Source organism: Luteimonas vadosa (assembly GCF_039543545.1).
In the GTDB taxonomy this organism is placed as follows: Bacteria; Pseudomonadota; Gammaproteobacteria; order Xanthomonadales; family Xanthomonadaceae; genus Luteimonas; species Luteimonas vadosa.
The window spans coordinates 451,704-470,596 of record NZ_BAABJY010000001.1; the positions used below are offsets into that span (position 1 = coordinate 451,704).

Sequence of the window (18,893 nt, forward strand, 5' to 3'; positions counted from 1 at the left end):
CTCCCCTGCTTCCTGCGTGTCGCCGCTAGCGCGGCTCGCGCAGGAAGCGCGCCATCGACACGCCGCCCTGCAGGGGGGCGAATTCGGCGGCGACATCGACGAAGCCGCGCATCACCGCGATCTCGCGGGGCGTCCGGTTGAGGGCATCGCGCAGGTCCGGATCGCAACCGGCGCGCAGCAGGGCCTTGGTGGTGCGCAGCAGCCCGTGCAGGGCGGCCAGGTGCAGCGGGCCGAATCCGCGGGGATCCTGCGCGTCCAGCGCCACCTCCTCGTCCAGCAAGCGGGCCATCGCCGACAGCACCACGTCCTCGTCGCAGGCCGTGCCGGGTTCGGCGCGCGCGCCCAGCAGCAGCAGCAAGGGGGTGACGCCACCGGCGGCCTGGGCATCGGGCTCGGCGCCGGCCAGCAGCAGGGTGTCGAACAGGGCCAGCAGCCGCGGGCGTTCGCGCGATGTGAACCCGTAAAGCGCGGCGCAATGCAGGGGCGAGAGTCCCTGCGCATCGGCGGCCTGCACGTTGGCGCCGGCGGCGAGCAGGCGCCCGCACACTTCGGGCAAGCCGAGCGCGGCGGCCAGCATCAGGACCGTGACATCCCCGGGCAGGCGTTGCTCGAGCGTCGCACCGGCGGCGAGCAGGCGATCGACGATCTCGCCCTGGCGCACGCTCACCGCCGCCGACAGCGGCGTGGCGCCGGTATGCGCCGCCAACTGCGGATCCGCGCCGCGTTCCAGCAACAGGTCCAGTGTCTTGAGGTGCCCGCCCCCGGCAGCGCGCAGCAGCGCGGTGCAACCCTGTGCGTCCGGCGTGTCGACGGCCATGCCCAGGGCGAGCAACCGACGTACCGCATCGGTATCGCCCACGGTCGCGGCGGCCGGGAGGTCCTCGGCCTTCAGCGCCCGCCCGGGCAACGGCCAGGTGCGCCAGTCCAGCCAGTCGGCGAGGTCGCGTCGCCCGCCCGACAAGGCCACGCCCAGCGGCGTCTGGCCATCGGCGGCGCGCACGTCGGGGGACGCGCCGTGCCGGACCAGCAGTTTGAGCGCCGCTTCGCGGCCCAGCGCCGCGCACAGGTGCAGGGCGGTCATGCCGTGGCTGTCGCGGGCATCCAGCGCGACCCCTGCCACGACCAGTCGCTCCATCAGGTGCAGCCAACCCAGCCGCACCGCAAGCGACAGCGGCGGATCGCCCGAAGGCCCCGCCGCAAGCGGGTCGGCGCCATGCTCGAGGAGTTGGAGTGCGAACTGCTCGAGGCCGCGCCCCGCCTGCTCGTCGCGCGCGCAGGCTTCCAGGAAGCGTGCCAGTGCGCCCTCGCCCGAGATCTCCACGCCATGCGCCAGCAGTGCCTGCAGCGCCGGGACCGCTCGCGGGCCCTGCGACAGCAACGCGGACACCGGGGTCGGCCCGCCGTCGGCGTGCACGCCGGCGTCGGCGCCGTGCTCGAGCAGCCAATCGATCCGCGCCGCTGACGGCGGCGCATCCGGGTCGACCAGCAGGCCGCCGAGTTCCTGCGGCGAGAGCAGGGAGAGCAGGCCCTCCAGTCCCTCGTATTGCCCCTGGGCCAGTTGCTCGCGCAGGAGATCCAGCGGCGCGCGATCCTCCGGTGGCGGTCCATCGGCATCGTCCGGGTCGACGGCGACGCTGGCCGGCAGGGCGTAACCCGGGTCCAGCGCCGAGACGAACGCCCAGCGACCGGCGGCCACCGCATGGTCGATCGCGCGCTTGCCGCCGGAGTCGACGCCGTCGGGTGCGACGTCGAGCGCCAGGAGGCGGCGCAGCAGCGCCGGCGATGCGCTTTCCGACAGGCAGGCATGGAAGATCGCGTTGCGGCCGTCCCGGTCGCGGGCGGCCACGTCGGCCCCGGCCGCGAGCAGCAGTTCGAACGCCGCCACGTGGCTCCCGCGCACCGCGTCGAGCAGCGGCGTGCGTTCCTCGGCATCGCGCGCCTGCACGTCGGCATGCGCTTCCAGCAAGGCCGCCAGGATCTCGGTATGCCCGGCCAGCGCCGCCTCGTGCAGGGCGCTGCGGCCATGGCCGTCGCGTGCATCGACCCTGGCCTTGTGCTTGAGCAGCAGCTGCACCCCGGCGGCATCATCCTCGTCGCCGCCGGCCGCGGCCAGCAGTGCCGGCGTGCCGTCGGCCGGTTCGGGCCTGGCGCCGCGCTCGAGCAGGAACCGCGCGAGTCGCCAGTTGCCGGCGGCGCAGGCGATGCCCAGCGGGGTCACGCCCTCGTGGTTGCGCGCGTCCAGTTCGGCGGCGGCATCGCGCAGCAGGGCCGCGACGCCAGGGTCGGAACTGCGCGCGGCATGGTGCAGCGGCGTATTGCCCTCGCGGTCGGTGGCGCGCGGATCGGCACCATTGGCGAGCAGGGTCATGACGGCCTCGGGCCGACCGTGCCAGCTGTCGCGCGTCGCCGCCAGCAGCGGGGTCATCCCGGCGTGCACGGTGTTCACGTCGACGCCGCGCGCGATCAGGGCGCGCAGCAGCCGCAGGTCCGGCAACACCGCCGCCAGCACCGGCAGCGCACGCTGGTCCGCGTCGTCCTCCGCCGGCAGGGCGTGGGCGTCGGCGCCTGCATCCAGCAAGGCCAGCGCCTGGTCCACCCGGCCGGCGCGCGCGGCGGCATGGAGCGCGGCATCGAGGTTCTCGCCCGCGATGCCGAGGGTGAAGGCATCACCCACCGGCGGCTCGCCGTCCATTTCGACGATCTGCAGCGGCAGGGTGGGCGGTTCGGGCAAGCGTTGCAGCACGAAGTGCAACAGCGGCCATGCCACCACGGAAGCCGCGGCCAGCGCCCAGCGGACGGCGGTCGGCAACAGCTCGGTCCAGGCGAGCACGAGCCACGAGGCCATGATCAGGCCGATGGCCACGGCCGCGGCCAGGCCGGTCCATCCGGCGCTGTCCCGCTCGCCCAGCGCGCGCCATTGAGCCGGCAGGGCGCCGCCCTCGCGCTCGATGGCATGCCATAACGGCCAGGTCCGCCAGCATCCGACCAGGTAGAGCCCGACGACGACGCTCAGGCCCGCCGCCGCGGCCAGCGTGGCGCTCTCGCGCAGCGCCGACAGCGGCCATGCGACCAGGAGGCCGGCCACCAGCGCGGCCGCCCCCCACAACAGCCCCAGCGACAACAGGTCGCGGCGCAGGACCTCGCCCGACGCCGGCGCCGCGCCGCGCCAGCCGCGCACGCCGACCGCCAGCAACGGCTGGGCGGCCCAGCCCGCCACGGCCGCGACCACGCCACCCAGGCCCGACGACACCGCCAGCAGCGCACCCACCGCCACCAGCGCCGCGGCACGCCATCGTCCGTGACGCAATTCAGGCATCGGTGCCCCAATCCTGGGTCATCGGGTCGGGCGCCATGCGCGGCGGCAACTGCAGGTGGAATCCGCGGACGGCGAGGTTTTCGCGCACCACGTCCACGTCTTCGCGCGCCAGCGTGCGGCCCTCGGCCAGCACCACGTCCAGCACGAACTGCAAGGGGCCCAATTCCGCGGCCAGCGCCTCCGGCAAGCGCCCGAAATCGTCCCGGGCGGCGAGGTAGACGTAGGTATCGGCCTTGCGCGGGCTCTTGTAGACGTAGGCGTGCATCGACCAGGCGTGGGTTTCGGTACGGGAATAGTAAAGGCCAATGCCCCGGCGTGCGGCCGCTGACACCGGATGGCACCGCCGCGCGCCCCGTTTCCCGCCGCTTCAGTGGTAGCCGCTGTCCGCCTCGACCTTGCCCTTGAACACCGAATACGACCACCAGGTGTAGCCCAGGATCGCCGGCAGCAGGAACACCAGGCCGACCAGCACGAAGCCCTGCGACGAGGGCGGCGACGCGGCGTCCCAGATGGACAGCGACGGCGGCACGATGTTGGGCCAGATGCCCAGCACCAGGCCGGCGAAACCGAGCACGAAGAAACTCAGCGTCAGCAGGAACGGCGCGGCATGGCGCTCCTCGTCCATCACCACGCGCCACAGCGCGAACGCGTTCGCCAGCGCCAGCAGCGGCACCGGCGCCAGCCACCAGAAATTCCCGCCCTCGAACCAGCGCGCCATGATCCGCGAGTCCAGGAACGGCAGCCAGGTGCTGACCAGCCCCATGAACGCGACCACCACCATCACCAGCGGCCGCGTCAGGCTGCGCGCCACCAGCTGCATGCGGCCGCTGGTCTTGAGGATCAGCCAGCAGGCACCCAGGAGCGCATAGCCGAACATGACCGCCACGCCGGTGAGCATGGAGAACGGGCTGAACCAGTCGAACGCACCACCGATGTACTTGCCTTCCTGCAGCGGCATGCCCTCGACCAGCGCGCCCAGGATCACTCCCTGCGAGAACGCCGCCACCATCGATCCCAGCGCGAACGCGCCGCCCCAGAAGGGCTTGCTGCGCGTGGCCTTGAAGCGGAACTCGAAGGCCACGCCGCGGAAGACCAGCGCCACCAGCATCGCCAGCACCGGCAGGTACAGCGCCGACAACACGATCGCGTAGGCCTTGGGGAACGCCGCCATCAGGCCAGCCCCGCCGAGCACCAGCCAGGTTTCGTTGCCGTCCCAGATCGGCGCCGCGGTGTTCATCATGTGGTCGAGCTGGCCCTCGTCCTCGGCGAACGGCGCCAGCACGCCCAGGCCCAGCACGAAACCGTCGAGCAGGACGTACATCAGCACGCCGAAGCCGATGACGCCGAACCATGCGATGGGCAGCCAGTATTCCACCGTCATTCCTCCCGGGAGGCGCGCGGGCCGTCACCAGTCGACGGATCATTGCCCACCGACAGCGGCCGCATCGGCGTCTTCTCGCCGCCGTCGCTGTCGGGCGCCGGTTCGTGCGGCAAGGGGCCGCGGCGAAGGATCGCGAGCAGGTACCAGATGCCGGCGCCGAAGATCACCGCATAGGCGAGCGCATATGTGATCAGCGAGCCGAGTACGGCCGCAGCCTCGATGTTGGGACTCACCGCGTCGCGGGTGCGCAGCAGTCCGTACACCACCCAGGGCTGGCGGCCGATCTCCACCACGTACCAGCCCGCCAGCAGCGCGACGAAGCCCGCCGGGCTCATCAGCCGCCAGGACTGCAACAGCCAGCGCGATCCGCGCCGGGCGGTGTCGAACAGCCAGCCCCGCCACCAGGCCCAGACGGACGCGAAGGCCAGCACCAGCATCAGCACGCCCAGCCCGACCATCACCCGGAACGCCCAGAACACCGGCGCCACCGGCGGGCGATCCTCGCGCGGCACCGAGGTCAGCGGCGCGATGGTCCCGTCCCAGCTATGGGTGAGGATCAGGCTGCCCAGGCGCGGGACGGCCACTTCGTAGTCGTTGCGTTCGGCCTGCGCGTCCGGGATGGCGAACAGCACGAAGGGCAGTCCGGCGCCCGGCGCCGATTCGTGCCAGTGGCCCTCCATGGCGGCAAGCTTCACCGGCTGGTGCTCGGCGACGTTCAGGCCATGCAGGTCGCCCGCGACGATCTGCAGGGGCACCGCGACCGCGGCGAAGGCGATGGCCAGTTTCAGCATCCGCCTGCCGGCCTCGGGATGCACCCCGCGACGCAGGTACCAGGCGCTCACGCCGCCGATCACCAGGCAGGTGGTGATGAACGCCGCCAGCACCATGTGCGCGAGCCGGTACGGGAACGAGGGGTTGAAGACCACGGCCCACCAGTCGGCGGCCTCGAACACGCCATCGACGAGGTGGTAACCGGCCGGCGTGTGCATCCAGCTGTTGGCCGAGATGATCCAGAAGGTGGAGATCAGCGTGCCCAGCGCGACCAGGCAGGTGGCCATGAAGTGGATGCGGTCGGACACCTTGCGCCAGCCGAACAGCATCACGCCCAGGAAACTGGCCTCCAGGAAGAAGGCGGTGAGCACCTCGTAGTTGAGCAGCGGCCCGAGGATGTTGCCGGCGCGTTCGGACAGCACCGCCCAGTTGGTGCCGAACTGGAAGCTCATCACGATCCCCGACACCACGCCCATGCCGAACGACACCGCGAAGACCTTCATCCAGAAGAAGTACAGGTCGCGCCAGAGGTCGTCGCGGGTGCGCAGCCAGCGCCATTCCAGGAAGGCCAGCCAGTGCGCCAGGCCGATGGTGAAGGCCGGGAACAGGATGTGGAACGAGATCACGAAGCCGAACTGGATCCGCGACAGCAGCAGCGCGTCCAACCAGGGCACTCCAGGGGCGCGAGGAGGCGCGCACCGGCAGCGGGGATTATAGGCGGGCGTCCTGGTCCGGACCGGTGGGCCAGGGGTCGTCGGCCCCCGGCGGGTCCGGCGTCACCACGGCATTGCCCATCGAAGCGGCCCAAGCAGGGTCGCGAGGGGGGCATGGACCGCGCGGCCTCGCGCGCACGCCGGAACCTGGACCGGCGCCACCGGGCGGCGGGGCGCGCACCGGCTTGCTGGTACGCTTCGCCGGTTTCTCCATGGATCCCCGCATGCGCCAGCTTCCCAGACTCGCCCTCCTCCTCGCGGTCGCCCTGGCTCCCGGCCTGGCGCCCGCCCAGCCCGCCACGCCGCTCACCCTGCACCAGGTCATGGCCGACCCGGACTGGATCGGGCCGCCGGTGGAGCGCGCCTGGTGGTCGTGGGACGGCAACCGCGCCTATTACACGCTCAAGCGCCCCGACAGCACGGTGCGCGATACCTACGCGCTGGCCATCGACGGCAGCGGCAGCGCCGCCCGCATCGACGGCGCCGCGCGCGCCGACATCGACGCGCTCGACCCGGTCTACGATCCGCAACGCACGCGCATGGCCTTCGTCCGCACCGGCGACGTGTTCGTCCGTGACCTGCGCAACGGCGCGCTGACCCAGCTCACCCGCACCGAAGCCGTCGAAACCCAGCTGCAATGGAGCAGCGGCGGCGCGCTGGCATGGCGCAGCGGCAATGAGTGGTTCCGCTGGAGCGTCGGCACCGGCGTGGGCCAGGCCGCGGTGCTCAAGACCGAGGACGACCCGGCCAAGCCGCCCAAGGCCGACGAGCTGCGCGAGCGGCAGATGCGCTACTTCGAGACCCTGCGCCGCGAACGCGCCCGCCGCGAGGCCGCCCGCGATCAGGAAACGGATTGGCGCCGCGCCGACCCCACCCGTCCGCCGGCCCCGGTCTACCTGGGCAAGGACGTCGAGGTCGCCGCCAGCGCACTGTCGCCCGATGGCCGCTGGTTGCTGGTCGCCACCCAGGCCAAGGATGCCGACGAAGGCCAGCCCGGCAAGATGGCGAAGTTCATCACCGAGTCCGGCTACGAAAGCGTGGAGGACGTCCGCACCCTCGTCGGCCGCAACGATCCGGTCCCGCAGACGCTCTGGCTGGTGTCGATGGACGACGGCAAGCCGGTCGAGCTGTCCTACGACGCGCTGCCCGGCATCGCCTCCGATCCGCTGGCGGACCTGCGGCGCGCGGTCAAGCTCGATCCGCTCAAGGGCAACCGCCCGGTCAAGCTCGAGGACGACGCAGGGGGCATGCGCTGGGCCGCCGACGGCAGCGCCGCGGCGGTCATGCTGCACGCGATCGACAACAAGGACCGCTGGCTGGCCACGGTGGATCCGCGCCAGGCGCGGCTGGCCACGCGCCACCGGCTCAGCGATCCGGCCTGGATCAACTGGGACTTCAACGACTTCGGCTGGATGCCCGACAACCGGCGCCTGTGGCTGCTGTCGGAGCAGTCCGGTTATTCGCACCTCTACCTCGTCGACGGCAGTTCGACGCGCGCGCTGACCTCCGGTCGCTGGGAGGTCTCGCAGCCGGCGCTTTCGCCCGACGGCAGCCGCTTCGATTTCGTCTGCAATCGCGAACGCCCGGGCGACTACGAGGTCTGCAGCGTCGATGCCGGGGGCGGCGGCGTGCGCGAGGTCACCGCGCTCGACGGCGTCGAGAGCTTCGTCGCCTCGCCCGACGGTTCCAAGCTGCTGGTGCGCCATTCCAACAGCTACCTGCCGCCGCAGCTGGCCGTCGTCAAGGCCACGGGCGGCGGCGCCCACACCCTCACCGATACCCGCACCGCCGAGTTCCGGGCGATGGACTGGCTGCAACCGCAATACGTGCAGGTCCCGTCCTCGCACGGCGCCGGCAGCATCTGGGGCAAGTTCTACGGCCCGGCGCAGCTCGAAGCCGGCAAGCAGTACCCGGTGGTGCTGTTCGTCCACGGTGCCGGCTACCTGCAGAACGTCAGCGACCGCTACCCCAACTACTACCGCGAGCAGATGTTCCACAACCTGCTGGTGCAGAACGGCTACCTCGTGCTCGACCTGGACTTCCGCGCCTCGGAAGGCTACGGCCGCGACTGGCGCACGGCGATCTACCGCCGCATGGGCCATCCGGAACTGGAGGACTACCTCGACGGCATCGACTGGCTGGTCGCCAACAAGCAGGCCGACCGCGACCGCGTCGGCATCTACGGCGGCAGCTACGGCGGCTTCATGGCCTTCATGGCGCTGTTCCGCGAGCCCGGCACGTTCAAGGCCGGGGCCGCGCTGCGCCCGGTCACTGACTGGTCGCAGTACAACCACGAATACACCGCCAACATCCTCAACACCCCGCAGCTCGACCCCGAGGCCTACAAGCGGTCGTCGCCGATGGAATACGCCGAGGGCCTGCAGGACCACCTGCTGATCGCCCACGGCATGATCGATGACAATGTGTTCTACAAGGACTCGGTGATGCTCGCGCAGAAGCTGATCGAGCTGCGCAAGGACAAGTGGGAGCTGGCGTCGTACCCGCTGGAGCCGCACTCGTTCCAGCATCCCGACAGCTGGTACGACGAGTACCGGCGGATCTTCGAGTTGTTCGAGCGCGCGCTGAAGTAATCCGGACGGCGGCCCCGGCCCGCCGCCCGTGTCAGCCAAGGGCGCCCCGTCGCGGGCCTCGGGGCGTGGTGCGCCGGTGCCCGGCCGACACCCCCCTACAATGCGCGGATGGACGAGATCGACAGCGTTCGCGACTACCTGACAGGTCTGCAGGACCGGGTCTGCACGGCCGTGGAACAGGCCGACGGGGCCGCGCGGTTCGTCGAGGATGCGTGGACGCGCGACGAAGGCGGTGGCGGGCGCACGCGGATCCTGCGCGACGGGGCGGTGTTCGAGCAGGCGGGCGTGGGCTTTTCCGATGTGTCCGGCCAGGCCTTGCCGCCTTCGGCCTCGGCGGCACGGCCGGAACTGGCCGGCGCTTCGTGGCGCGCGGTGGGCGTGTCGCTGGTGCTGCATCCACGCAATCCGCACGTGCCGACCACGCACATGAACGTGCGCCACTTCCGCGCCCAGCGCGACGGCGAGACCGTGGCCTGGTGGTTCGGGGGCGGCTTCGACCTGACGCCGTTCTATCCGGTGGACGAGGACATCGTCCACTGGCACCGCACCGCGCGCGACCTGTGCGCACCCTTCGGTGCAGACCGCTACCCCGCGCACAAGCGCTGGTGCGACGAGTACTTCTTCCTCAGGCACCGTGGCGAGACCCGCGGCGTCGGCGGCTTGTTCTTCGACGACCTGCATGGCGATTTCGACACCGACTTCGCCTACCTGCGTGCGGTCGGCGACGGCTTCCTCGATGCCTACCTGCCGATCGTCGAGCGCCGCCGCGATGCGCCCCACGGCGAACGCGAGCGCCGGTTCCAGCTTTACCGCCGCGGCCGCTACGTCGAGTTCAACCTGGTCTGGGACCGCGGCACGCTGTTCGGTCTGCAATCCGGCGGCCGCACCGAGTCCATCCTGATGAGCCTGCCGCCGCTGGCGCGCTGGGAATACGGGTTCGCGCCGGAAGCGGACAGTGCGGAAGCGCGGTTGTCCGGCTACCTGCGCCCGCGCGACTGGCTCGGCGAGCTGACCTAGGCCCGGCCTCGGCGCCCGGGCGCCCGGGGCTGCCTTCACGCAGGGCGCTGGCCCACGGCGGCGATCAGGCGTCGCGCTTGATCACGCTGATGCGCCCATTGGTTTCCAGTACGGCCAGCGCCACCTGGCTGGAATCGGTACAGCCCTCCTGCCGGATGATCTCCTCCAGGTCGTCACGGCTCAGGTGCTGGCTGCGCAAGGCATCGAAATAGACGTTGCCGTTGCGGACCAGCAGGACGGGACTGCCTTCGAGCAGGCGCTCGGCGCGCCGGCTCCGCGCCGTCACCCAGCCCACGAGCCAGTTGAGCCCCACCAGGATGGCAGCGAGCAGCAGGCCTCCCGGCAGCGACGTGTCGGTGCCGATCAGGGAGTTCTGGACGGCGTTGCCCAGCAGCACGACCACGATCAGGTCGAAGGGCGTGAACTGGCCGATGGTGCGCTTGCCGGACAACCGGACCATGCCGAGCACGACGACGTAGACGACCACGGCCCGCAGCACGAATTCCCACCAGGGCATGGACAGCGTGAACAGCTCGGACATGGTCGGTTCCCGGCGAACGAATGGCGCAGTCTGCCTTGCCAGCGCCGTGCCCGCATCGCCCGGCAGGTGCCAACGGCTTTCGCCGGCCTTGTCGGGGCCGGTACGGGATCCCGGGAGTCGTGAGCGGCCTGTCCCGGCGAGCGGTCCGCCGGGCTGCGCGGCACCCCGCGCCTCCACCCGGCTGGCGGCAGGCGGCGGGCGGCTTGCCGTAGGACGGCGGCCGGCCCTGGGCGGCTGTCGACTGGTCGCTGGTCTCTGGTCTCTGGTCTCTGGTCGCTGGTCGCCGGGCGCGGGTTGCGGGTCCCGGGTCGCGGGCCGTTGGTCGCTAGAACGCTGGGTCGCGGGCCGGTGGTCGCCGGGGCGCTGGAGCGCGGGTCGGTGGTCGTAGGCCCCTGGCCGCTGGCCGCTGGCGACTGGTCGCCACGGGAGGATCCAGCGAGCGTGGGCCGGGTCCAGCGCGCGCGGCTGGCGGGCTAGCCTTGGCGCCTCCCGCACCACGGACGGCCGCGCAATAAAAAGCCCCGCCGGCAGGGGGGGCCGGCGGGGCTGGAGAACGGGGCTCGGGGAGAAGCCTTACGTTCCGGGGTGATCGTCTCCAGGGGAGGGGAGAGATCTGCGACAGACCTTGCATCTGTCACGGGCTATATGACCACTCCCCGCATGGATGGTTCGTGAAGGTTCGGGTTAAGTTTTTGTTGGGTTCAGCGCGGGTTTACCCACCGTGTCCGGGCTGCCTCAGTGCGCCTGTTCCCAGTTGTCGCCAACCCCGCTGTCCACGACCAGCGGCACCCGCAGGTCGGCGGCGGACGACATGCGTTCCACCGCTTCCGCGAGCAACGTGTCCACGAAATCCGCGTCGACTTCGAACACCAGTTCGTCGTGGACCTGCATGATCATTTGCGCGCGCCCCGCCTGGCCGTCCAGCCAGCCCTGGATGTCGACCATGGCCCGCTTGATGATGTCGGCGGCCGTGCCCTGCATCGGCGCGTTGATTGCCGCCCGCTCCGCGCCGGCGCGCTGGGCCTGGTTGCCCTTCTGGATGTATTCCAGGTACAGCCGGCGGCCGAACACCGTCTCGACGTAGCCCTGCGCGCGTGCCTGCTGGCGGGTGCGGTCCATGAAGTCGCGCACGCCCGGGTAACGCGAGAAGTACAGGCCGATGTAATCCTGCGCCTCGCCGCGGCCGATGCCCAGGTTGCGGGCCAATCCGAACGCGCTCATCCCGTACATCAGGCCGAAGTTGATCGCCTTGGCGGCGCGGCGCTCGTCGGCGTCGACCGCGTCGATGGGCTTGTCGAATACTTCCGCCGCGGTGGCACGGTGCACGTCGGCGCCGGATTCGAACGCACGCAGCAACGCCGCGTCCTGAGACAGGTGCGCCATGATCCGCAGTTCGATCTGCGAATAGTCGCAGGCGACCAGCTTGCGCCCCTCCGCCGCAACGAACGCCTCGCGGATGCGCCGCCCGTCGGCGGTGCGGATCGGGATGTTCTGCAGGTTGGGATCGCTGGACGCCAGCCTCCCGGTCGCGGCGCCGGCCTGGTGGTAGCTGGTGTGGACGCGGCCGGTGTCCGGGTTGACCATGTCGGCCAGCTTGTCGGTGTAGGTGCTGCGCAGCTTGGCCAGCCCGCGGTAGTCGAGGATGACGCGCGGCAGTTCGTGCAGGTCGGCGATCGCCTCCAGCGCCTCCTCGTTGGTGGACGGCTGGCCCTTCGGCGTCTTGAGCTTGGCCGGCAGCGCCAGCTCGTCGAACAGGAGGGCCTGCAGCTGCTTGGGCGAGTCCAGGTTGAAGGTCCGCCCGGCGAGTTCCGTCGCCTGCTGCTGCAGCGCCAGCATGCGCTTGGACAGGTCGGCACTCTGGCGCCGCAGCTCGCCGGTGTCGATCAGCACGCCGTTGGCCTCCACGCGCGCCAGCACCGGCACCAGCGGGATCTCGATGTCGCGATACACGCCTTCCAGTCCCGGGTCGGCGGCGAGCCGCGGTGCGAGCACGCGATGCAGGCGCATCGTCACGTCGGCATCCTCGGCGGCGTAGCGCGTGGCGTCGGCGATGGCGACGTGCGAGAACGGGATCTGCTTGCTGCCCTTGCCGGCGACTTCGCTGTAGGGGATGGTCGCGTAGCCGAGGTAGCGCTTGGCGAGCGAATCCATGTCGTGGCGGGTGCGACCGGACTCGAGCACGAAGCTTTCCAGCATGGTGTCGTCTGCGTAGCCCGCGACCTCGATGCCGTGTCGGCGCAGCACGTGGATGTCGTACTTGCCGTGCTGCCCCACCTTGCCCTTGCCCGCATCGGCCAGCAGCGGCCGCAGCGCCGCCAGGACCGCGTCCCGGTCGAGTTGCGCCTGCGCGCCCGGGCCGTCGTGCGCCAGCGGGATGTAGCAGGCGGTGCCGGGTTCCACGCACAAGCTGATGCCGACCAGGTTGGCCCGCAACGGATCGAGGGAATCGGTCTCGGTGTCGAAGGCGAAGCCCTCGGCCTCGCCCAAGGCCTGGATCCAATGCTCGAGCCGCGCCTGGGTCAGCACCGTCTCGTACTCGCCCGGGGCCGACAGCGCCGGGTCCGGCGATTCGCCCCCGCCATCAGGCACGGTGACGAAGCCCGCGCCTCGCGCGCTGCCGTTGCCGTTGCCGTTGCCGACGTCCTTCGCGGAGGTCCCTGCGGCCGCGTCCCCGTCGAGCTCCCTCAGCGCCTGGCTCATGCCGTATCGGGTGAAGAGCTGGCGCAACGCCTCGATGTCGCGATCGCGTTGCGCCAGCGTTCGCGGACCACCCTCGAGCCCGACATCGGTCTTGATCGTCACCAGGTCGCGGCTCAGTGGCAGCCGTTCCAGCACGGCACGCAGGTTGTCGCCGATCTTGCCCTTGATCTCGCCGGCGTGTGCGATCACACCGTCCAGCGAGTCGTACTGCGCCAACCACTTGGCCGCGGTCTTGGGCCCGCACTTGTCCACGCCCGGGACGTTGTCGACCTTGTCGCCCATCAGCGCCAGCAGGTCGACGATCTGGTCCGGGCGCACGCCGAACTTGCCGACCACCGCATCGACCGAATCCATCCGCGTTCCGCTCATGGTGTTGACCAGGGCGATGCGTCCGTCGCCGTCGTCGCGCACCAGCTGGGCGAAGTCCTTGTCGCCGGTGGAAATGGTCACCTCGATGCCGTCGGCGGCCGCCTGCAGCGCCAGCGTGCCGATGACGTCGTCGGCCTCCACGCCGGGAACGCGCAGCAGGGGCAGGCCGAGCGCCTCGACGATCGCCATCAGCGGTTCGATCTGCGCGCGCAGGTCGTCGGGCATCGGCGGCCGGTTGGCCTTGTATTCGGGGTACATCGCGTCGCGGAATGTCGGCCCGCTGGCATCGACCACGAAGGCGATGTAGTCCGGCTGCTCCTTCAGGTGCGCGCGCAGCATGTTGACCACGCCGAACAGCACGCCGGTGGGCTCGCCATCGGCATTGCTCAGCGGTGGCAGCGCGTGGAACGCGCGGAACAGGTAGGAGGAACCGTCGATCAGGACCAGGCGTGGCATCCGGCCAGTGTACCCGTCGCTTCGCGGACGGTTGCGGCCGCCCGCGGGACCGCGACCGCGCGCCCGGCGCATAATGGAACCCTGCCGCCGGAGATCGCCATGAACGCCTTGCTGCCCCTGTTCGCCGCCGTCCTGCTGCTCCAGGCCTGCGCGAGCTTCGACGACACCGCGGGTGTCCGGATCCCGCCCGAGGCGGTCGCCACCACGCGCACCGAGGCCAACGGCGACGTGATCACCGAGTACCGCGTCGGCACCCAGTTGCGCGTGGTCAAGGTGGTGCCCGCGCGCGGGCCGGCCTACTACCTGCAGGATCGCGACGGCGACGGGATCGTCGACGAGCGCGACGGCATCTCGCCGGTCTACTTCAAGCTGTTCGAGTGGTAGGTCGCACGCGGCGATGAGCGTCGAGATCCGCGCGCTGGCCTGCGAAGCCGACCTGCACGCCGCGTGGCCGGTGGTCCGGCAGTTGCGCCCGCACCTGGATGCCGGGGCCTTCGTCGCCCAGGCGCTGCGCCAGGCCGGCGAGGGCTACCGGGCGACGGGCCTGTTCGACGACGGCGCGGTGCGTGCCTTCGCGGGGTGGCGGGTCGTGGAATACCTCGCCCACGGCCGCTTCCTCTACGTCGACGACCTGGTCACCGACGCGGACACCCGCAGCCGCGGGCACGGCAAGGCGCTGCTGGACTGGCTCAAGGCCGAGGCGCGGCGCCTGGGCTGCACGTCCCTGCAGCTGGACTCGGGCACCCAGCGCAAGGAGGCCCATGCCTTCTACCTGCGCGAGGGCCTGCGCATCGATTCCTTCCATTTCGGCATCGCGCTCGACTGACCCGCCGCGCCGACGCCCGCCACCGGAGCCCCGCATGCCTGCAGGCGACCTCGACGACAAGTTCTCCCAGTTCCGCGAGCACTGGCAGCCCAAGGTGGTGGCCAGCCTCAACGGGCAGGAGGTGAAGCTGGCGAAGATCCTCGGCGAATTCCCCTGGCACCGCCACGCCGAAGCCGACGAGCTGTTCCTCTGCTGGCGCGGCCGGTTTCGCCTCGAGTTCCGCGACCATGCCGTCGAGATGGGACCCGGCGACTACCACCTGGTGCCGCGCGGCGTCGAACACCGTCCGGTCGCGGAGGCGGAAGCGGAGATCGTGCTGTTCGAACCCGCCGACGTGCGCAATACAGGCGATGTCGACGACGCTTGTTTCACGGCGCCGCAGGGCGTCGTCCTGTAGGCACTACGTCCGTCGGTCCTGCCGTGCGGGCGCGCGGTTACGATGGGCGTCCGCCTTTCCCCGGCCACCGGCTCGAATGACCACGCGCACGCTGCTCAAACCGCTGTTCACGACCTGGTTGACCGGCCTGTTGGCGGTGCTGCCGCTGGTGCTCACCATCGCGCTGCTTGGCTGGCTGGCGGCCCTGGTCAACAGCCTGGTCGGCCCCGGCAGCCTGTTCGGCCGCTCGTTCACCGTGTTCGGCGAGACCTTCTCGTTGCACCCGCTGGCTGCGTACGCCCTGGGCACGCTGCTGGTGCTGGTGCTGGTCTACCTGCTGGGCGTGGTGGTGCAGTCGCGGCTGAAGCAGCCGGTCAAGGCACTGGTCGACGGCACGCTGCGGCGCATCCCGTTGATCGGCAGCGTGTACAACCTGGCCGACCGCTTCGTGTCGGTGATCGGTGACCGCCAGGAAGCCGACATCGCGGCGATGAGCCCGGTGTGGTGCTTCTTCGGTGGCGACGGCGCGGCAGTCCTTGGCCTGCTGCCCAACCCCGAGCCGCAGCGCATCGACGGCCGCCTGTATTTCACCGTGCTGGTGCCCACCGCGCCGATCCCGGTCGGCGGCGGCCTGATCTTCGCGCCGGTCGAATGGGTCAAGCCGGCGGACTTCGGCATCGACACCCTGACCAGCGTCTACCTGTCGATGGGCATCACGCCGCCCAGGCGCCCGGCCGCCGGGGCCAAGGGGCGGCGCGCGGCGGCCGACCCCGGTGCGATTGCCAAGGCCGGCGAGGGTGGGCCACAGGACCAGGGCGACGCGTAACAGGGGTGAACCGGGCCCCGCAAGGCCGGTGTTACCATCGCCCTCCCCGTTGGGGAGTAGCCGGCTTCGGCTCGTGACCACGAGCAGGAAGCGTCCGCGTCAACATGCTCGGCAGCGTGAGCCTGCCGGGGCGCGCACACCATCCAGGTTGGCGAGACCAGCGGCACCGCGGCGCATCGAGGAGTCGGGCGCGCCGCCGTGCCGCGTCCGCCAAGCCCGCCGGTCCCGCCATGCATCCGCTGTCCATCCTCCTGCTTGGCATCGCGATGTCGACCGATGCGTTCGCCGCCGCCGTCGGCAAGGGCGCCGCGATGCGCGACCCTCGGCTGACGGAAGCGCTGCGCGCCGGCTTGATCTTCGGCGCCATCGAAGGCCTCACGCCCCTGGTGGGCTGGGCGCTGGGCAACGCCGCGGCGCCTTACGTCACCGCATGGGACCACTGGATCGCCTTCACGCTGCTGGGCCTGCTCGGCCTGCGCATGATCCACGCGGGCCTGCGCGCGCCGGACGCATCCGCCACCCCCGCGGCCCGTCCCGGGTTCTGGACGCTGGCGACCACCGGCCTGGCCACGAGCATCGACGCCCTGGCCGTGGGCGTCGGGCTGGCCTTCGTCGACGTCGACATCGTGGTCGTCGCGGCCGTGGTGGCCTGCACCACCCTGGTCATGGTCTCCTGCGGCATCCTGCTCGGTCGCGTCCTCGGCGCGCTGGCGGGACGGCGCGCGGAAATCGTGGGCGGCGCGCTCCTGGTCGCCATTGGCGTCGCCATCCTGTTCCAGCACCTCGGCGCGGCGTGACGCTGGCCGAAGATGCGGGCAAACGACGTTGCCAAGGAAGACCACCGCAACCCACCATCGCATGATGACCAGACGTGAACGCCGCAAATCCGACGCACCACCCGACGACGCCGCGTTGCGCGATGCGCTGACCGAAGCGCAGCTCAAGACGCTGCAGACGCTGGAGCCGATGGGCTGGACGCTTGAATTCCTGCGCCAGCAATTGTTCCAGGAGGCGATCGCCGTGGTTTCGGACGCCGAGGGCACGCGCCGCGCGGTGCTGGAACCCAATGGCATGCTCAACGAGAACCAGGAGATCCCGGTGCGCGAGTGAGCCTCCGCGCGGTGCGGTGGCGCGTGGTGGCACGGGCCCTTCACGGCAAGGCCCGCACCATGGCCCGCCGAAGCGACGGCATGGCAAGGGGACACCGGGTCAATGGGCGTACTGGTCGAAGGCAGCTGGCAGGAACGGGACGCATCCTGGACCGACCGCGAAGGCCGCATGCGCGGGCCACCGCCGAGGTTCCGCAACTGGATCACGCCTGACGGCGAACCCGGCCCGACCGGCGAAGGCGGCTTCCCCGCCGAACCGGGCCGTTACCGCCTGATGGTGTCCCTCGCCTGCCCCTGGTCGCACCGCGCCACGCTCATGCGGCGGCTCAAGGGGCTGGAGGAACTCGTCGGGCTGTCGGTCACCCACTGGCTGATGGGCGAGAACGGGTGGACCTTCGACGAAGGCCCGGGCGTGGTCCCGGATCCCGACAGCGGCGCGCGCTACGTGTGGCAGGTCTATGCCTGCAGCGACCCCACCTACAGCGGCCCGGCCACGGTGCCCGTGCTCTGGGACAGCCGCAACCACCGCATCGTCAACAACGCATCGGCCGACATCATGCGCATGCTCAACGACGCCTTCGATGGGGTCGGGGCCAACGATCGCGACTATTACCCGGCACCGCTGCGCGACGACATCAACGCGTTCAACACCCGCATCCACGACAAGCTCAACGAAGGCGTCTACCAGGCCGGCTTCGCAAGCTCGCAGGCCGCGTACGACGAAGCGGTGGCCGAGGTGTTCGACAGCCTCGACTGGCTGGAAAAACTGCTCGGCAAGCGCCGTTACCTCTGCCACGACACCCTGACCGAGGCCGATTGGCGGCTGTTTCCCACGCTGGTGCGCTTCGACGCCGTGTACCACGGCCACTTCAAGTGCAACGTCCGCCGCCTGGTCGACCATCCGCGGCTGTGGGATTACGCCCGCCGGCTGTACCAGCATCCCGGCGTGCGCGAGACCGTCGATTTCGAGCACATCAAGCGCCATTACTACCAGAGCCACCCCCGCATCGATCCCACCGGGATCGTGCCGGCGGGACCGGCGGTGGACTGGGAAGCCCCCGCCCACGGCTAGGCCCTGGTGTTGCCCGGCGCGGCGGCGTCTTCACGGCGCGGCCGCTAGGTTTCCCGCCCATGGCCGACCAGACCGCGACGCGCACCGTGCTGCTCATCCTGGACATGGTGAGCACCTTCGACTTCGAGCATGGCGCCGCCCTGCACGCGCAGGCCTTGCGCATCGCACCCCGCATCGCCCGGCTGAAGGCACGCATCGCGCGCCGGGGCGGTCAATGCATCTACGTCAACGACCACTTCGGCCACTGGCAATCGGAATTCAGCCGGATCGTGTCGCTCGCCAGCGAGGGGACGGGGGCGGACATCGTCGAGATCCTGCGGCCGGGCGCGGACGACCTGTTCATCCTCAAGCCGCGGCATTCGGCGTTCTACCAGACGCCGCTGCCGCTGCTGCTCGCCAAGCTGGACGCACGCGTACTCGTGGTGACCGGGATTGCCGCGGAAGCCTGCGTGCTGGTCACGGCGCTGGAGGCGCACATGCGGGACTATCGCGTCGTGGTCCCCGTCGACTGCGTTGCCTCCGCCTACGACGCGCGCCGGCAGGCGGCACGGCGGGTCTTGCAGGCCTCGGGCCTCGAGACCCGCGGCATGCGCAGCATCGATCGTTGGCTGGCGGGCGATCGCGAGGGCGACTGACCGCCGCAACGGGACATGGCCCGTGGCACGCGTGCCGGCAGGATTCGACGCCTGTGCGATGCGCGGGGATGTCGCGATACGCCGCGCGCCGCCGTGCGGTGCTGCCTCGTTTCGCCAGGCTTCGCCGTTGGTCGGTCGCCTGCCGCGGGTGATCCCTCGAGGCCACGCGTCCGCACGGGTACTGGCAGCGATGC

The 18,893-nt window shown here is 70.8% G+C and carries 16 protein-coding genes; 10 read left to right on the forward strand and 6 right to left on the reverse strand.

Features of this window, described 5'->3' with window-relative positions:
- Positions 1-25: 25 nt before the first annotated feature.
- The 4 genes from ABD970_RS02085 to ABD970_RS02100 all read right to left on the reverse strand — a co-directional run bounded on the left by ABD970_RS02085 (position 26) and on the right by ABD970_RS02100 (position 6,133).
- Entirely contained in the window at positions 26-3,316 is a 3,291-nt protein-coding gene (locus ABD970_RS02085; RefSeq protein WP_345293838.1) for an ankyrin repeat domain-containing protein, read from the reverse strand.
- Positions 3,309-3,581 carry a YcgL domain-containing protein gene (locus ABD970_RS02090; RefSeq protein ID WP_345293839.1) on the reverse strand — a complete coding sequence of 91 codons (273 nt, stop codon included), beginning with the start codon at positions 3,579-3,581 and terminating at the stop codon, positions 3,309-3,311. The genes ABD970_RS02085 and ABD970_RS02090 overlap by 8 nt, the downstream gene beginning before the upstream one ends.
- A 102-nt stretch (positions 3,582-3,683) precedes the next feature.
- Positions 3,684-4,697, reverse strand: coding sequence for a cytochrome d ubiquinol oxidase subunit II (gene cydB, locus ABD970_RS02095; protein ID WP_345293840.1), 1,014 nt, complete (start codon positions 4,695-4,697; stop codon positions 3,684-3,686).
- Positions 4,694-6,133, reverse strand: a complete 1,440-nt coding sequence (locus tag ABD970_RS02100; RefSeq protein WP_345293841.1) for a cytochrome ubiquinol oxidase subunit I — start codon at positions 6,131-6,133, stop codon at positions 4,694-4,696. The genes cydB and ABD970_RS02100 overlap by 4 nt, the downstream gene beginning before the upstream one ends.
- A 272-nt stretch (positions 6,134-6,405) precedes the next feature.
- Here ABD970_RS02100 and ABD970_RS02105 point away from each other — a divergent pair, with 272 nt between their 5' ends.
- Complete coding sequence (locus ABD970_RS02105) at positions 6,406-8,772, forward strand: S9 family peptidase (protein ID WP_345293842.1); 2,367 nt, start codon at positions 6,406-6,408, stop codon at positions 8,770-8,772.
- 108 nt (positions 8,773-8,880) lie between these two features.
- Positions 8,881-9,789, forward strand: coding sequence for an oxygen-dependent coproporphyrinogen oxidase (hemF, locus tag ABD970_RS02110; protein WP_345293843.1), 909 nt, complete (start codon positions 8,881-8,883; stop codon positions 9,787-9,789).
- A 64-nt stretch (positions 9,790-9,853) separates the two neighbouring features.
- Here hemF and ABD970_RS02115 read toward each other — a convergent pair whose 3' ends face one another.
- Entirely contained in the window at positions 9,854-10,330 is a 477-nt protein-coding gene (locus ABD970_RS02115) for a DUF421 domain-containing protein (RefSeq protein ID WP_345293844.1), read from the reverse strand.
- A gap of 735 nt (positions 10,331-11,065) precedes the next feature.
- Positions 11,066-13,855, reverse strand: a complete 2,790-nt coding sequence (gene polA / locus ABD970_RS02120) for a DNA polymerase I (protein ID WP_345293845.1) — start codon at positions 13,853-13,855, stop codon at positions 11,066-11,068.
- Between the two features lie 99 nt (positions 13,856-13,954).
- Here polA and ABD970_RS02125 point away from each other — a divergent pair, with 99 nt between their 5' ends.
- The 8 genes from ABD970_RS02125 to ABD970_RS02160 all read left to right on the forward strand — a co-directional run bounded on the left by ABD970_RS02125 (position 13,955) and on the right by ABD970_RS02160 (position 18,699).
- Positions 13,955-14,239: a DUF2782 domain-containing protein gene (locus tag ABD970_RS02125; RefSeq protein WP_345293846.1), complete on the forward strand. Its 285-nt coding sequence runs from the start codon at positions 13,955-13,957 to the stop codon at positions 14,237-14,239.
- Positions 14,240-14,252: 13 nt separating this feature from the next.
- Entirely contained in the window at positions 14,253-14,681 is a 429-nt protein-coding gene (locus tag ABD970_RS02130; RefSeq protein ID WP_345293847.1) for a GNAT family N-acetyltransferase, read from the forward strand.
- Between the two features lie 34 nt (positions 14,682-14,715).
- Entirely contained in the window at positions 14,716-15,078 is a 363-nt protein-coding gene (locus ABD970_RS02135) for a cupin domain-containing protein (protein WP_345293848.1), read from the forward strand.
- Between the two features lie 76 nt (positions 15,079-15,154).
- Positions 15,155-15,883, forward strand: a complete 729-nt coding sequence (locus tag ABD970_RS02140; RefSeq protein ID WP_345293849.1) for a DUF502 domain-containing protein — start codon at positions 15,155-15,157, stop codon at positions 15,881-15,883.
- Positions 15,884-16,113: 230 nt separating this feature from the next.
- Positions 16,114-16,680, forward strand: coding sequence for a manganese efflux pump MntP (locus tag ABD970_RS02145; RefSeq protein ID WP_345293850.1), 567 nt, complete (start codon positions 16,114-16,116; stop codon positions 16,678-16,680).
- Between the two features lie 64 nt (positions 16,681-16,744).
- On the forward strand, positions 16,745-16,993 hold the full coding sequence (locus ABD970_RS02150) for a hypothetical protein (protein WP_345293851.1): 249 nt from the start codon (positions 16,745-16,747) through the stop codon (positions 16,991-16,993).
- A 102-nt stretch (positions 16,994-17,095) separates the two neighbouring features.
- On the forward strand, positions 17,096-18,064 hold the full coding sequence (locus ABD970_RS02155; protein WP_345293852.1) for a glutathione S-transferase family protein: 969 nt from the start codon (positions 17,096-17,098) through the stop codon (positions 18,062-18,064).
- 59 nt (positions 18,065-18,123) lie between these two features.
- The gene (locus tag ABD970_RS02160) at positions 18,124-18,699 is read left to right on the forward strand and encodes a cysteine hydrolase family protein (RefSeq protein WP_345293853.1); all 576 of its coding nucleotides are present in this window, start codon (positions 18,124-18,126) and stop codon (positions 18,697-18,699) included.
- Positions 18,700-18,893 lie beyond the last annotated feature (194 nt).

What these genes read in the sequence shown, in the direction of transcription:
- ABD970_RS02140 (WP_345293849.1), top strand. Translation starts at nt 15,155, where the DNA reads ATGACCACGCGCACGCTGCTCAAACCGCTGTTCACGACCTGGTTGACC.
- ABD970_RS02160 (WP_345293853.1), top strand. Translation starts at nt 18,124, where the DNA reads ATGGCCGACCAGACCGCGACGCGCACCGTGCTGCTCATCCTGGACATG.
- ABD970_RS02105 (WP_345293842.1), top strand. Translation starts at nt 6,406, where the DNA reads ATGCGCCAGCTTCCCAGACTCGCCCTCCTCCTCGCGGTCGCCCTGGCT.
- cydB (WP_345293840.1), bottom strand. Translation starts at nt 4,697, where the DNA reads ATGACGGTGGAATACTGGCTGCCCATCGCATGGTTCGGCGTCATCGGC.
- ABD970_RS02135 (WP_345293848.1), top strand. Translation starts at nt 14,716, where the DNA reads ATGCCTGCAGGCGACCTCGACGACAAGTTCTCCCAGTTCCGCGAGCAC.
- ABD970_RS02130 (WP_345293847.1), top strand. Translation starts at nt 14,253, where the DNA reads ATGAGCGTCGAGATCCGCGCGCTGGCCTGCGAAGCCGACCTGCACGCC.
- ABD970_RS02145 (WP_345293850.1), top strand. Translation starts at nt 16,114, where the DNA reads ATGCATCCGCTGTCCATCCTCCTGCTTGGCATCGCGATGTCGACCGAT.
- ABD970_RS02115 (WP_345293844.1), bottom strand. Translation starts at nt 10,330, where the DNA reads ATGTCCGAGCTGTTCACGCTGTCCATGCCCTGGTGGGAATTCGTGCTG.
- polA (WP_345293845.1), bottom strand. Translation starts at nt 13,855, where the DNA reads ATGCCACGCCTGGTCCTGATCGACGGTTCCTCCTACCTGTTCCGCGCG.
- hemF (WP_345293843.1), top strand. Translation starts at nt 8,881, where the DNA reads ATGGACGAGATCGACAGCGTTCGCGACTACCTGACAGGTCTGCAGGAC.
- ABD970_RS02155 (WP_345293852.1), top strand. Translation starts at nt 17,096, where the DNA reads ATGGGCGTACTGGTCGAAGGCAGCTGGCAGGAACGGGACGCATCCTGG.
- ABD970_RS02150 (WP_345293851.1), top strand. Translation starts at nt 16,745, where the DNA reads ATGACCAGACGTGAACGCCGCAAATCCGACGCACCACCCGACGACGCC.
- ABD970_RS02090 (WP_345293839.1), bottom strand. Translation starts at nt 3,581, where the DNA reads ATGCACGCCTACGTCTACAAGAGCCCGCGCAAGGCCGATACCTACGTC.
- ABD970_RS02125 (WP_345293846.1), top strand. Translation starts at nt 13,955, where the DNA reads ATGAACGCCTTGCTGCCCCTGTTCGCCGCCGTCCTGCTGCTCCAGGCC.
- ABD970_RS02085 (WP_345293838.1), bottom strand. Translation starts at nt 3,316, where the DNA reads ATGCCTGAATTGCGTCACGGACGATGGCGTGCCGCGGCGCTGGTGGCG.